Here is a 13,889-nt window from a genome sequence, read left to right as displayed (position 1 = left end):
GCAGCGGGCTGTCAGTCGAGCCCGAGGACGCGCAGGCGCTCGAGCAGGCGTGGATGATCGAAGTCGCGGGCGCCGATGGCGCGGTAGGCGATGCGGCCCTCGGGATCGATGATGAACGTGGTGGGGATGCCGCGAACCGGCCAGCGGTCGATGGTGGCGGAATCCTGGTCCAGCAGCAGAGGGAAATCGACCGGGTAGTCGGCGGTAAAGAAGAAGATGCGATCGGCGTCTTCGCCCACGTTCACGCCCAGCACCACCAGGCCCGCATCGCGCAACTGCTCCCAGAGCCGTTGCAACGACGGCAGCTCGTCGCGACAGGGTGGGCACCAGGTGGCCCAGAAGTTCACCACCACCACACGTCTGCGATAGTCCTCCAGTCGGTGGTGCTGCCCATCGATGTCCTCCAGTGCCAGGGGCGGACCCTTGGGGCGTGGATCCAGCGCGGTCAGGTGCGTGGCTTCCGCCCACACGGGCCGCAGCGAAAGGCCGAGCAGGCCACCGGGGACTGCAGTCAGGAAGCGGCGCCGGTTCATCATGGTTCGGCCTCGTCCCGTTCCGGTTCCCCGGCGCAGCGCAGATCGGGCAGGGTGGACTGCCGCGGGGTCGTCTGCTGCCGCCAGTGCACGGTCAGATCAAATGTCGTGCTGGGCGGATGCTTGAAGACGATCATGCCCATCAGCCAGTCGCCGGGCTGGAACCGGTGTTCGCCAGGGAACAAGGCCCAGCGAAAGGCGATGCGGGCTACTTCCGGAACCTCCCGGCTCGCCCACTCGTCCTGCCAGTCGCGGTTGGGGAGCGGTCGCGCGGCCCCGTTGGGCGTTTGGCTGCGCCATTGGCGCAGGTCCACGGTGGCCGATGCGCTGCGGTCGGTATTGCGCAGGACGCCCTGAAACACGCAGTGGCCGGCGATGAACGTCGCATCCTCGGTGTCGAACCCGCGGCCCAGGAAGAACGCGCGGGTCTGGTCCGGGAGCCGCTGTGCGAGTTCCAGCGAAAGCCCCCCGCCCTGCCAGTGCCAGGTCATCAGCCCACTGTCGGGGTCGGTATGCACCTGCATCTCCTCCGCCGTCCCGGTGCCGCCCGGAAGGGCCAGCCCTGCCAGAGTCAGAAGCGTCCATGCGACGACCGTCAACCCTGGGCCGGGCATTGGGCGCCTCGTGGCAAACCGACGGGGTGGCCTGGCGCGGCGTCCCTACGACCCACCAAGGACATGATCCAGCAGCGCCTCGAAGGCGGGCTCGGCGTTTTCCACGGCACGTTCAAGGCTCGGGTGCGGCTGCAGCGTCGTCATGAACTTCGGGTGCAGCATGGACAGTTTCGTGCCCCCGTCCTCCTCGTACAGGCCGATGTGGCCGCAGGGCATCATCGCCCCGACATGCAGCCCGGCATCCAGGATGTCCGGTCCCAGCGGCAGGTAGCAGACCTTGAGCGCGGTGATGTCACCGCCCGCCAGGTCGAACTCGGCCAGAAAGATCCAGTCCTCCTCGTTTTCGGCGTATTCGCGAATCGCCCCCGCCAGGTCCGCGCGCGACTGTTCGCAGTCGCGGATGATGAAGTGGTCGTCTGGCTCGGTGGCTGCCAGCGGGGCGGACAGCGCCAGTGCAGTGGCCAGCGTGAAGGCGGCGATGGGTGTGAGTGTTTTCATGATCGTGTCCTCCAGGTGGGTGGGTGCAGGCGCGTCAGACGCGAACGATCTCCGGTTTCAGTGACCCGGAGATCATCGGCAGCGCTTCCTTTTCGCGCTGCCCAATCCCGAGTCCGTCCAGGGTCTCGGCGAGGTCGTCGACCACGGCGGCGAACGCCTCCTCGCGGATGTTCATGCCGCGATGGATGGTCAGCCTGTCGCGGTCCCTGCAGGCCGCCGGTGCCGTTGCAGATGCATCCGTGTTGCCCTCGTCGAAGATGCTGCCTTGCTGCCCAGGCGTTCGTAGGGATTGGCTCCGGTCATGGATGAGTCCTCCTCGCGCCGTCGTTAACGGGTGGCCACGTACCAGTTGTTCTGAGGGTCGTGGACCAGCTGGTGGACCCGGATGTCGTGAAAGCCGGCGCGCTCCAGGTAGTCACGTGCCCTGGGCTCGCCCCACATCGCGCCCAAACCGGGTCCGCCCCGGGCGAGCGATACCGGCATGCAGTGCATGCAGGAGATGGTGTAGAGAAAGGGTCCGAGCGGATGCTCGAGATCGCCATGAATCTGTCCGGAGCCGCGGATGTCCTGCATCAGGTAGATGCCTTCGGACTCGAGCGCGCGGTGAATGCCCGTCAGTACGCCCAGCGGGTCGGCCTGGTCGTGGATGGCATCGAAGGTGGTGATCAGCGCGAACTGTTGCGCGGCCACATGCCGATCCAGTTCGGCCGCGTCGGCCTGGATGAATTCGACGTTCCCCAGCCCGGTGGCGCGTGTCTCGGCACGGGCGCGCTCGATAGCCTCTGTGGACAGGTCCAGGCCGGTGAACCGGCTGTGCGGGTAAAGCGTGGCCAACTGGTTGAGGATGCGCCCGCTGCCGCAGCCGATATCCAGGACCTGAATGCCGCGCTCGAGGTGGTCGGTCAGGCCCGGAACCAGGGGCAGGATGTCGCTTTCCAGTGACGACAGTACGGACTGGCCGCTGTCCTCGGCCATCACCTCGTGGAAGCGCGTGTAGTGCTCGTACCCCACGCCACCGCCGGTGCGGAATTTCGCAACGATCGTGTCCTCCACCCCACCCAGCAGGCCGATGTACTGCGCAAACACGGCCAGGTTGTCGGCCGCTGCCGCGCGCGTCAGGCAGGCGGCGTGTTCCGCGGGCAGGGCAAACCGTGGGCCATCCGCATCCACCGTGACGATGCCGCCGGTCGCCATGGCCCCGAGCCATTCCCGTACGTAGCGCTCGTTCAGGCCCACGGCGGCGGCGATCTCGCCGGAGGTGGCGGGTGGCCGGTCGCGCATGTGGTCGAACAGCCCGGTGCGGTGCCCGATCGACAGGGTCAGGCACAGCGCGCCGTGGTTGAGCACGCTGACCAGATGCTCGCCGAAGTCCTCGGCGGCAGATGGGGGTGACAGGCATTCCGGGGCTGACGACATGCAGTGGACCTCCGCCAGGACAAGCCGGGCCGGGTGTCGGCGTTACTTCGAGCCTAGGCGGGGAAGCCCTTGCGGGCGGTCACGATCTTGCGGGGGTGGGGCGAATCTTGCGGTGGAGTTCAGGGGCGCATGGATCCGCTTTTAATGCAGGCGCCGGTACGCCGCGGGGGCGACACCCAGGGCCTGGCGGAAATGGCGGACCAGCTGTTGCGGGGAGTACCCGGTCGCGGCAGCGATCTCGGTGATGCTCAGTGATGTTCGGGTCAGCAGGTCGCGGGCGTGCTCCACGCGCAGGCGGGTGAGATAGCGATGCGGTGGCAGGCCGTGCGTATCGCGAAAGGCGCGCGCGAAGTGCCAGGGCGAGAGTCCGGTCAGGGCCGCCAGATCGCGCAGCGTGATGCGCTGATCCAGGTGGCATTGCATGTAGTCAATCACCCGTGCCGACTGGTGCGGTGCCAGGCCGCCACGGCGCCTGTCCAGGTCCCGGTCGTGTTCGGCCATGCGGGCCAGGCGCACAACCAGAACGGCGAGCATGCTCTCGACGAACAGTTGCGCGGCCGGGTCGTCGCGGTCCATCTCCTGCCACAGGGCATCCAGGGCCTGGGTGATCAGGGGGTCCCGGTGGTGGCGGGTATGCAGGTGGCCAAAGTCCAGCGGATCGCCGGGGGCGCGCTCCAGGCAGTCCCGGGCCAGCTCGGGCGGGATGCCGAAAAACCGCATGCGTGCCGGGTCCCGCATATGGCAGCGTCCCGCGACCTGCGGGGCGATCACCACGAATTCGCGCGGGCCGGCGCAACCGGAGAACGGACCGGCCCCGATGTCACAGTGGTAGCGAAAGGGGGTGCCCACGGACTGGCTCAGCATCAGTTCGCAGACTGGCGGGGTGCTCAGGTGGCCGGCCGGGTGCGCGTTCTCGATCATCGGCACCGGGAGATCGGGTCGCGCACGGGCCTCCTCCAGGAACGGCGCGTCACGTCCCCGGGCGAAGAAGTCGAGCATGCTGGATGAACGTTGCAGCATTCCGTGTACCCCGCAACTTTGTTATAGGCCATTTGGGAACCGCTTGCGGTGCAGGCGTCGCACGAACCTCGCGGACCGCGCCGGGTCGTATGTGACCGTGGCGTTGCATTCGGGTATGTTCGCCGGGTTTCGATGACCGCAGGGTTACCATCACGTGAGTACGGACGAGCGCAAGCTGCAGGATCTGACGCACCAGCTGGCCGAGGCGCTGGCGGGTGTCGGGTTGCACGGGCAGATCGGGCTGGAAAAGGAGACCCTGAGGGTCGGGCCGGAAGGCTCGCCGGCGCTTACGCCGCACCCGGCCGCGCTGGGATCCGCGCTGACGCATCCATACATCACCACGGATTACTCCGAGGCGCTGCTGGAACTGGTGACGCCGCCGTTCGAGGATGTACGCGAGACCCTCGGCTTCCTGCACGACCTGCAGGCCTTCGCCGCCGCCAACGTCGGCGACGAGACCCTGTGGTCGACCTCCATGCCCTGTGTGACGGCCGATGACAATGCGATTCCGGTCGCGCAGTACGGTGCCTCCAACGCCGGGCGCATGAAGACCGTCTACCGCATCGGTCTCGGGCATCGCTACGGACGCAAGATGCAGGTGATCGCCGGGGTCCACTTCAATTACTCCCCGCGCCCGGAATTCTGGCCGGCCCTGGCGGAGGTGCTCGGTGCGCCCGACGGCCGCGCCTTCCGCGACGAGCGCATGATGGGGATGATCCGCAACCTGCTGCGCTTTGGCTGGCTGGTGCCCTATCTGTTCGGGGCGTCGCCGGCCGTCTGCAACTCCTTTCTCGAAGGCCACGGCGCGGTGCTGGAGGACTTCGACGACGACACCTCCTATCTGCCGCATGCCACCAGCCTGCGCATGGGCGATATCGGCTATACCAACCGCAAGGAGGCGGACACCGGCATCAAGGCGGACTACAACTCGCTGGCCGGCTATGTCGACTCCCTGCGCTGTGCGATCAATACCCCCAGCCCCGAGTGGGAGCACATCGGGGTGAAGGTGGATGGCGAGTATCGCCAGCTGAATGCCAACATCCTGCAGATCGAGAACGAGTACTACTCCACCGTGCGGCCCAAGCAGCCGCTGGAGCGTTTCGAGAAGCCGACCGACGCCCTGGAGGCGCGGGGCATCGAATACGTCGAACTGCGCTCGGTGGACATCAACGCTCAGCACCCGCTGGGGGTGGACGAGACCCAGCTGCGTTTTCTCGAGGTGTTCGCGCTGGCCTGTCTGCTGCAGCCGAGCCCGCTGCTGGCCGACGGCGAGCTGGACGCGATCGACCGCAATCTGCTGGACGTCGCGCATTACGGGCGTCGCCCGGGCCTCGAGCTGCGTCGGGGGGGCGAGAGCGTTGCGCTCCAGGCCTGGGCGCGCGAGCTGCTGGCGCTGATGCGACCGGTGGCGGCCGTCCTGGATCAGGAATTGCCGGGTGACCCCTACCGCCGGGCGCTCAGTGAGCAGTGGGGCAAGGTCGAGCAGGCGGATCTGACCCCGTCCGCGCGCATGCTGGAAGACATGATGGCGCGCGAGGAGGGGTTCTACTCCTACGCACGCCGCCTGTCGGCCCAGCACCGCGAGGCCTTTCGCTTCAACGGGCCGCTGCCGCGTGCCGAGACGCTGGAGGCCCTGGCCCGCGAGAGCCTGGCCGATCAGGCGGCCATCGAGCAGGCGGACGAGCTGGACTTCGATACCTTCCTGACGCGCTATTTCGACGGCACCCTGCGGGCCTCCTGAATCGAGTTCGTTCGATTTTGTAGAACGGTCGACCGCATTTAACGCGATTTATCTTCGATAAAATCGATGGGATGATCGGGCTATAACATACATTCAGCCGTTGAGGCGTGCGCGCATTCGGTGCCGGGCACAGACGGCAGGAGCATGGCATGAGTCTTTTGATCAACGGTGAATTGCGCGAGGGCTGGCTGGAAGAAGAGTCGGACGAGAGCGGCGAGTTCGTGCGCCAGGACCAGCAGTACCGTAACTACGTCACCAGGGATGGTTCGCCGGGCCCGATGGGTGACGGCGGCTATCCGGCCGAGTCAGGGCGCTATCACCTGTATGTCTCCTACGCCTGCCCCTGGGCACACCGCACGCTGATCCTGCGCAAACTGAAGGGTCTGGAGCCGCATATCGGGGTTTCGGTGGTGCACCACTACATGGGTGACGCCGGCTGGTCGTTTGATGGCTGCGACGGTTGCACCGGGGACCGGGTGCACGGCTCGCGCTACATGCACGAGCTCTACACCCGTACCGATCCAAACTACACCGGCATCATCACCGTGCCGGCGCTGTTCGATACCCAGACCGACCGCATCGTGAACAACGAGTCGCTGGACATGGTGCGCATGTTCAACAGCGCGTTCGACGGCATTACCGGCAACACCCTGGATTTCTATCCGGAAGATCTGCGCGAGGAGATCCATGCGGTCAACGAGCGGGTCTACGAGAACGTGAACAACGGGGTGTATCGCAGCGGCTTCGCGACCAGCCAGAAGGCCTACGAGGCGGCCTTCGACCGTCTGTTCGACACCCTGGACTGGCTGGAGGAGCGCCTGGCACGCCAGCCGTTCCTGGTCGGCGAGCGACTGACCGAGGCCGACTGGCGGCTGTTCACCACGCTGCTGCGCTTCGATCCGGTGTATTACAGCCATTTCAAGTGCAATCGTCAGCGGTTGCTGGACTTCCCGAATCTCTCCGCCTACCTGCGCATGCTGTACCAGCGCCCGGGCGTAGCCGAGACCGTGCGCATGGATCACATCAAGGCGCATTACTACGGCAGCCACCCGATGCTGAACCCCTCGGGCATCGTGCCCAAGGGTCCGGTGATCGACTACAACGCGCCGCACCGGCGCCCGCTGGGTGCTCTGCCGGCGGCGCTTCGGAACGCGGGCGAGGCGTGACGGTCGTTACACTGTTGGCACAGAGAACCGTGGCCCGGCACTTTGCCGGGCCGCATTCGTGTCGGGGGGGAGGCAAGTGAAGGCGATAGGTGGGTTTCTGGGGCTGGTCCTGGTCGCGGCGCTGGTGGCCGCGGCCTGGTTGGCGTTCGGTCCCGAGGAGGGCGCCGGAGACGATGGGGCCGGTGCCCCGGCCGCGTCCGAACGTGACGAGCGCACGCCGGTGCGGGTCCGCGAGGTGGCCCCGCGCACCTTCGAAACCATGGTTGAATCCCTGGGCACGGTAGAGGCCAACGAGTCGGTCGTGGTGACCGCGAGTGTGACCGAGCGTGTGGTCGAGATCCTGTTCGACGACGGTGACACGGTCGAGGCCGGCGACGTGCTGGTGCGCCTGGACGCCGACGAAGAACGCGCGGCCCTGCGCGAGATCCGCGTGCAGGTGGACGACGCTCGACGCGAACTGGACCGCGTGCGCGGCCGGGTGGCCGATGGCGTGGTCACGCAACAGCAGGTGGATCAGCAGCGTTCACGGCTGAACGAGGCGGAGGCCCGGGTGGCGGCGGCAGAGGCCCGGGTGGCAAACCGGGTGATCCGGGCCCCGTTCGCCGGCCGTTTGGGCCTGCGCCAGGTCAGCCCCGGCTCGCTAGTCAGCCCGGGTACCGCGATTGTGGAGCTGGATGACGTATCGGTGGTCAAGGTGGATTTCGCCGTCCCCGAGCGCCACGCCTCAGCTATCGACCTGGGCATGGAGGTGGCGGGCCGCAGTGCGGGCGGCGAGTTCGCGGGGCAGGTTGCCGCGGTCAGCAATCGTCTGGACGTGGCTACCCGTACCCTGACCGTGCGCGCCCTGGTCGAGAATCCCGATCTATTGCTGCGCCCCGGCATGCTGGTAAACATCCGTCTGCCGCTGGACCCGGTCGAACGCCCGGGGGTGCCGGAGGGTGCCATCCAGCAGGTCGCCGATCAGCACTTCGTGTTCCGGCTGCGCGACGACGGCACGGTGGAGCGCATGCGCATCCGTATTGGCCGCCGCGACCCGGGCTACGCCGAGGTGCTGGATGGCCTGGAGCCGGGGGATACCGTGGTCTCCGAAGGGGTCTCGCGGGTTCGTGACGGGCGCGAAGTGCGTGTGCTCCCGCCGCGCGTACCGGATTCCGATAACGGCAACGGCGAGGCCGGGGCCGACACATGATTATCTCGGACGTCGCCAATCGCCGGCCGGTGCTGGCGATTGTCTTCAACCTGCTGCTGATCACCTTCGGCCTGATCGCCTACGACAGCCTTCCTCTGCGCGAGTATCCCGATGTCGATCCGCCGGTGGTGTCGGTGGACACCATCTATCCGGGCGCCAGTGGCGAGATCATCGAGCGCGAGGTGACCCAGCGGATCGAGGACCGCATCGCGGGGATCGAGGGGATCCGTTTCATGCAGTCCTCCAGCGAGGACGGGCGCTCGCGCATCACCATCGAGTTCAATCTGAGTCGCGACATCGACGCCGCCGCGAATGACGTGCGCGAGGCGGTCAGCCGGGTACTGGGCGATCTGCCCGACGAAGTCGACCCGCCCGAGGTGACCAAGGCGGATGCTGATTCCAACCCGATCCTGTGGCTGAACCTTGCCAGCACCACGATGGATGCGCTGGAGCTTGCGGACTACGCCGAGCGCAACCTGATCGACCGCCTCTCGGTAGTGGATGGCGTGGGGCTGGTGCGCCGGGGCGGCGCCCGCAGTTACGCGATGCGCATCTGGGTCGACCGCGAGGCCCTCGCCGCGCGCGAGCTGACCGTGACCGACATCGCTGACGCCTTGCAGCAGGAAAACGTGGAACTGCCCGCCGGGCGCCTGGATTCGCTGGAGCGCGAGTTCACCGTACGCGTGGAACGCCAGTACCGCACGCCCGAGGATTTCTCCGGTCTGGTGCTGAAGCGAGGCGAGGGCGGACAACTGGTGCGCCTGGGCGATGTCGCCGAGGTGAACGTGGGGGCGGATACCGAGCGCAGCGAGTTCCGCGGCAATGGCGAGGACATGATCGGGCTGGGGATCATCCGCCAGTCCAACGCCAACGTGCTGGAGGTGGCCAACGGCGTGAAGGCCATGGCGGCCAGCCTGCAGGGCTCCCTGCCGGAGGGTACCTCGCTGGTGACCACCTACGACGAATCGGTGTTCATCGAAGGCGCGATCCGCGAGGTCTACATCACCCTGGCGGTGGCGACCGCGGCCGTGGTGTTCGTGATCTACCTGTTCCTGGGCAGCTGGCGCGCGACCCTGATCCCGGCGGTCACCGTCCCGGTGGCGATCACCGCGGCCTTCATCGGCATCAGCCTGTTCGGATTCTCGGTCAACCTGCTCACCCTGCTGGCGCTGGTGCTGGCGGTCGGCCTGGTCGTGGATGACGCGATCGTGATGCTGGAGAACATCCACCGGCGCATCGAGCGCGGCGAGCCGGGGTTGCTGGCGGCCTATCGCGGCGCCGGGCAGGTGGGCTTCGCGATCGTCGCGACGACCTCCGTGTTGATCGCGGTATTCGTGCCGCTGGCCTTCCTCGACGGCACGGTGGGCCGGCTGTTCACCGAGTTCGCCATCGCCATGGCCATTGCCGTGTTTTTCTCCAGCATCGTGGCACTGACCCTGGCCCCCGTGCTGGCCGGGCGCCTCATGCACAAGGGCGACGACGAGACCGGCGTGGCGCGTTATATCGGCCGCGGCTTTGCCGCGCTGGAGGCCGGCTATGGTCGGATACTGGCGAAGGGGCTCAAGGGCTCCTGGCTGGTCTTGCCGCTCCTCGCCGCCGTGTTGGCGGGCGGCTGGTACCTGTTCGCGGAACTGCCCGAAGAATTTGCCCCGCAGGAGGACCGCGGATCTTTCTTCGTGCTGGTGGATGGCCCCGAGGGTGCCAACTTCGAGTACATGAGCCGGCAGATGGCCGAGGTCGAGGCACGCATCCAGCCGTTGATCGAGGATGGCCCGATTCGCCGTGCACTGGTGCGCACGCCGCGCGGTTTTGGTGGTTCGGAGCTGATGAACAACGGCTTCGTGATCGCGATCCTGGAGCACTGGGATGACCGTGACGTCTCGGGCCAGGAGGTCATCAACCAGATCCGCGGCGTCATCGACGAGATGCCGGGAGTCGAGGCGCGGGTGATCATGCGTCAGGGGCTCTCGAGTGGCCGTATCGGTCCGCCGGTGCAGTTTGTCATCTCCGGGCCGGACTACGATCAGCTCGAGGAATGGGGCGAGATCATGCGCGAGGCCGCCGAGGGCATCGACGGCCTGACCCGCGTGGACCTGGACTACGAACCCACCCAGCCGCAGCTCAACGTGCGTCTGGACCGGGATCGGGCCGGGGATCTGGGCGTTTCCATGCGCGATGTCGGGCGCACGCTGGACATCGTGCTGGGCGGTCGCGACGTGACCACCTTTGTCGATCGCGGCGAGGAATACGACGTCATCATCGAGGGTCTGGCCGACCAGCGCCGCACGCCCGGGGATATCGACAACCTCTACGTGCGCTCCAGCTCTGGCTCGATGGTGCCGTTGTCCAGCCTGGTGACCTACGAGGAGCAGGCCGGTCCGTCGTCGCTGGAGCGCTACAACCGTTCGCGCGCGGTGACCCTGACCGCCGGGTTGCGTGACGGCATGACCCTGGGCGAGGCCCTGGACGCCCTGGACGCGAAGGCGGCCGAGCTGCTGCCGGCCGAGGCGGGGATCGACTACAAGGGCGAGTCGCTGGACCTGCGCAGTGGCTCCGAGGCGATCCTGTTCGTGTTCGCGCTGGCCCTGCTGGTGGTATTCCTGGTCCTGGCGGCGCAGTTCGAGAGCTTCGTGCACCCGTTGGTGATCATGCTGACCGTACCGCTGGCGGTGGTCGGGGCGCTGATCGGGCTGACGGTCACCGGTCAGACACTGAACATCTACAGCCAGATCGGCATGGTCATGCTGATCGGGCTGGCAGCGAAGAACGGCATCCTGATCGTGGAGTTCGCCAACCAGCTGCGCGATCGCGGGCGCGATTTCGATACCGCGATCCTCGAGGCCTCGCGCATGCGTCTGCGGCCGGTACTGATGACCGCGTTGACCACTGTGGCCGGTTCGATCCCGTTGATCCTGGCCTCCGGTCCGGGTGAGGAGACGCGCTTCGTGATCGGGGTGGCGGTGTTCTCCGGCGTGCTGTTCGCCACGCTGTTCACGCTGTTCGTCATTCCGGCGGCCTATCGCCTGGTGGCCCGCGGCACGACCTCGCCGCTGACGACGACCCGCCGCCTGCATGACCTCGACGCCGAGGTCGATGACGTCGATGGCGAGCGTAGGGGCGCCCGCGCCTCGCCCTGATCGCTCAGGATTTCGGCAGACGGCTGCGGACTGCTGCCGTCGAGGATTGTGGCTAGGCCTGGTTCGTCATCTGGTGTTTACGGTGGTTTCGTCTGGCCGCCTGCCAGGCGCTCTCTCGCGAGCGCACCGCGAGGTACTTCTTTGCTCGTGCAAAGAAGTACCCAAGAAACACGCCCGACTGCCGCGACCCCGGCCCGCTGCGCGGGCCGGGGTTTCCCTCGCTCCGAGGCTTTTCGCGGGCGGCGCTGAACTCGCTACGCTGCGCTTCGCTCAGACATCCAGCGCCTTTTCTCCCGCGAAAAGCCTCTCCACTCGGCGCGACGACAACGGGGAGGCAGGTCCAAACAACGGCGATCCCAGCGTTCTTGCCAGCGGATAATGGCTAGGTCTTCATACATCTTCGGCACGCTCGGCCTGCGGCCATGGCGTGCCGCGCCCGCGTAGCGGGCGCCGGGGGTGTTCGAGCGGCTGTGCCTTTTGTTGTGCCACGGGGCCGGAATATCTGCTGTTTTGACGTTCCCCTCCCGTATGGAGCCCCTTGCGGAAGGGTCCTCGGGCCGGGAGAAGGCGCTGGATGTCTGAGCGAAGCGCAGCGCAGCGAGTTCAGCGCCGCCGGCCCGAGGGCCCTGGAGCAAGGTTCCCGGGCGGAATCCGGGTGCCCTTCTTTGGGTACTTTCTTGGGCAAGCAAGAAAGTACCTCGCGGCGCGCTGGCGAGTCAGCGCTCGGCAGGCGGCCGGACGAAGGCACGTAAACACCGATGACGAACCGGGGCCTGCCACAACATGGCAGGTGGCAGACCGAAGCCACCTTAAACACCCGATGATGCGCCATGATCGCGGACCGCACGGCGGGAGGACGAGCGTGGTCGGCGGGAATGGACCGGTCAGGCGCGTTCCGGGGCGTGGGCGTCGTCGCGCCAGAGCCAGAGGATGGCGACGGTCAGTACCGCGATCACCGGTAGCATCGCCAGGTTCAGGCCATCCCAGCCCAGCGGTCGCAGTAGCGCACCGGCCAGCAACGAACCGGCGGCGACCAGGGTGAACACCGTCAGGTCGTTCACGCCCTGGACCTTGCCCTTTTCGCCGGCCGTATGGGTCGTGGTGAGCAGGGTGCTACCGCCGATGAACAGAAAGTTCCAGCCGACCCCCAGCAGGAACAACGCCAGCCAGAAGTGCGCCAGCGTCTCGCCATGCGCGGCGATGGCGACACTGAAAAGCACCAGGGCGTTGCCCATTGCGAGCACGCGGGTAAGCCCGAATCGCGTGATCAGATGGCCGGTGACGAAGGATGGCGCGAACATCCCGAGCACGTGCCACTGCATCACCAGGGCGACCTGGCCCATGTCGAAGCCGGCCTGGCGCATGGCCAGCGGGGTTGCGGTCATCAGCAGGATCATCACCGCGTAGCCCAGGGCGGCCGTCGTCAGCGCAACGACGAAGCGGCCCCGGGGCATGATCTCGCGCAGGGGGCGGGATATGGCACGTTCTGCTGCCGGGGGTGCTGGTACGCGCAGCCAGGCCAGCAGCAGCATGGCCAGCAGGGCCAGTGCCCCGAGCAGAAGGTAGGGACCGGCTTCCGGCGTCTGTGGCAGCAGGGCCTGGGCATGGTGGGCGTTCCACGGGCCGAGGAAGGCCGCGGCCACGCCCCCGGCCATAACGAGCGAGATGGCGCGCGGGCGGAAGGCGTCGCTGGCCACATCCGCCGCGGCGAAACGGTAGTACATCGCGAAGGCCTGGTAGGCGCCCAGCAGGAGATTGCCGAGCACGAAGATCCAGAAGGCCTCGGCGAATACCCCGACCGCGGCGATTGCCGCCCCGCCGAAGCCGCCGACACCCGCCCCCAGCAGGAAGCCTGTGCGCCTTCCGAAGCGTTTCATGAACAGCGACGCCGGCAGGGTGATGACCAGGGTCCCGATCATCATCGCGGCGACCGGCAGGGTGGCCAGCGACGGGTCGCTGGCCAGGCGCTCGCCGACCACGCCGCTCAGGGTCATCACGGTGACCGCGGCGATCAGGAACAGGGCCTGGCCGAGGGCAAGGATCAGGACGTTCGCGCGCTCGCGCGGGGTGGTCTGGCCGGGCATGAGATTCCCTTCGGCATTGGGCCCGGGCCTCATGGCCCGGTTCGGGTAACTGGGTCAGCCGCGCGGATGGAACTCGAGCACCGCCGAGTTGATGCAGTAGCGCAACCCGGTGGGTTCCGGACCGTCCGGGAAGACGTGGCCCAGGTGGGAGTCGCAGGCGGCACAGCGTACCTCGGTGCGCTCCATTCCCAGAGTGCGGTCGCGGTGTTCGTCGACGGCAGCAGCGGACACGGGGGCCGTGTAGCTGGGCCAGCCGCTACCCGAGTCGAACTTGGCCGCGGAGTCGAACAGCGGCGCGCCACAGGCAGCGCAGTGATAGAGGCCGTCGGCCTTGTGGTTGTTGTAGGCGCCGGTAAATGGCCGCTCGGTCCCGCCCTCGCGGGCGATGTGATACTGCTCCGGTGTCAGGCGGTCACGCAGTTCGGCGTCGGTCGGGCGTGGGGATGAACTCATGTGATCTCCGGGTTGATGCTATTGTTTGCGAACCGAGA

General features: G+C 67.1%; 12 protein-coding genes and 1 pseudogene. 5 read left to right on the top strand and 8 right to left on the bottom strand.

All coding sequences use genetic code 11. From position 1 onward, the window contains the following. Positions 1–11: 11 nt before the first annotated feature. The 6 genes from D579_RS0109400 to D579_RS0109375 all read right to left on the bottom strand — a co-directional run bounded on the left by D579_RS0109400 (position 12) and on the right by D579_RS0109375 (position 4,060). Entirely contained in the window at positions 12–533 is a 522-nt protein-coding gene (locus tag D579_RS0109400; protein ID WP_018951838.1) for a TlpA disulfide reductase family protein, read from the bottom strand. Continuing rightward, complete coding sequence (locus tag D579_RS0109395) at positions 533–1,147, bottom strand: hypothetical protein (RefSeq protein WP_018951837.1); 615 nt, start codon at positions 1,145–1,147, stop codon at positions 533–535. Before D579_RS0109395 ends, D579_RS0109400 begins: the two co-directional genes overlap by 1 nt. A gap of 45 nt (positions 1,148–1,192) precedes the next feature. After that, positions 1,193–1,645, bottom strand: coding sequence for a DUF302 domain-containing protein (locus D579_RS0109390; RefSeq protein ID WP_018144698.1), 453 nt, complete (start codon positions 1,643–1,645; stop codon positions 1,193–1,195). Between the two features lie 34 nt (positions 1,646–1,679). Next, positions 1,680–1,820 carry a hypothetical protein gene (locus D579_RS15235; RefSeq protein WP_018951836.1) on the bottom strand — a complete coding sequence of 47 codons (141 nt, stop codon included), beginning with the start codon at positions 1,818–1,820 and terminating at the stop codon, positions 1,680–1,682. 152 nt (positions 1,821–1,972) lie between these two features. Then, on the bottom strand, positions 1,973–3,061 hold the full coding sequence (locus tag D579_RS0109380) for a class I SAM-dependent methyltransferase (protein WP_018951835.1): 1,089 nt from the start codon (positions 3,059–3,061) through the stop codon (positions 1,973–1,975). 141 nt (positions 3,062–3,202) lie between these two features. Further along, a complete protein-coding gene (locus D579_RS0109375; RefSeq protein ID WP_018951834.1) occupies positions 3,203–4,060 on the bottom strand; it encodes a helix-turn-helix domain-containing protein in 858 nt (285 codons plus the stop codon). A gap of 175 nt (positions 4,061–4,235) precedes the next feature. On the opposite strand from D579_RS0109375, the gene gshA reads away from it, so the two are divergent. From gshA to D579_RS15340, 5 genes and pseudogenes are all read left to right on the top strand, one after another. Next, a complete protein-coding gene (gene gshA, locus D579_RS0109370) occupies positions 4,236–5,822 on the top strand; it encodes a glutamate--cysteine ligase (protein ID WP_018169182.1) in 1,587 nt (528 codons plus the stop codon). Between the two features lie 149 nt (positions 5,823–5,971). Then, the gene (locus tag D579_RS0109365; protein WP_018951833.1) at positions 5,972–6,988 is read left to right on the top strand and encodes a glutathione S-transferase family protein; all 1,017 of its coding nucleotides are present in this window, start codon (positions 5,972–5,974) and stop codon (positions 6,986–6,988) included. A gap of 76 nt (positions 6,989–7,064) precedes the next feature. Then, positions 7,065–8,177, top strand: coding sequence for an efflux RND transporter periplasmic adaptor subunit (locus tag D579_RS0109360; protein ID WP_018951832.1), 1,113 nt, complete (start codon positions 7,065–7,067; stop codon positions 8,175–8,177). Continuing rightward, on the top strand, positions 8,174–11,314 hold the full coding sequence (locus D579_RS0109355) for an efflux RND transporter permease subunit (RefSeq protein WP_018951831.1): 3,141 nt from the start codon (positions 8,174–8,176) through the stop codon (positions 11,312–11,314). The genes D579_RS0109360 and D579_RS0109355 overlap by 4 nt, the downstream gene beginning before the upstream one ends. Positions 11,315–11,689: 375 nt before the next feature. After that, a pseudogene (locus tag D579_RS15340) lies at positions 11,690–11,896 on the top strand (hypothetical protein). A 302-nt stretch (positions 11,897–12,198) separates the two neighbouring features. Here the strand turns inward: D579_RS15340 and D579_RS0109350 are convergent. Together D579_RS0109350 and msrB are read right to left on the bottom strand one after the other, a co-directional pair. Then, entirely contained in the window at positions 12,199–13,398 is a 1,200-nt protein-coding gene (locus D579_RS0109350) for an MFS transporter (protein ID WP_018951830.1), read from the bottom strand. Between the two features lie 54 nt (positions 13,399–13,452). Next, positions 13,453–13,851 (bottom strand): peptide-methionine (R)-S-oxide reductase MsrB, encoded by a 399-nt coding sequence (gene msrB, locus D579_RS0109345; protein WP_018938891.1) that lies wholly within the window; start codon positions 13,849–13,851, stop codon positions 13,453–13,455. Between the last annotated feature and the right edge of the window lie 38 nt (positions 13,852–13,889).

The organism is Thioalkalivibrio sp. AKL12, from assembly GCF_000377925.1.
In the GTDB taxonomy this organism is placed as follows: domain Bacteria; phylum Pseudomonadota; class Gammaproteobacteria; order Ectothiorhodospirales; family Ectothiorhodospiraceae; genus Thioalkalivibrio; species Thioalkalivibrio versutus.
Note: the sequence above shows the minus strand (reverse complement) of the source record. Positions and strands in the feature narration are given on the sequence as shown.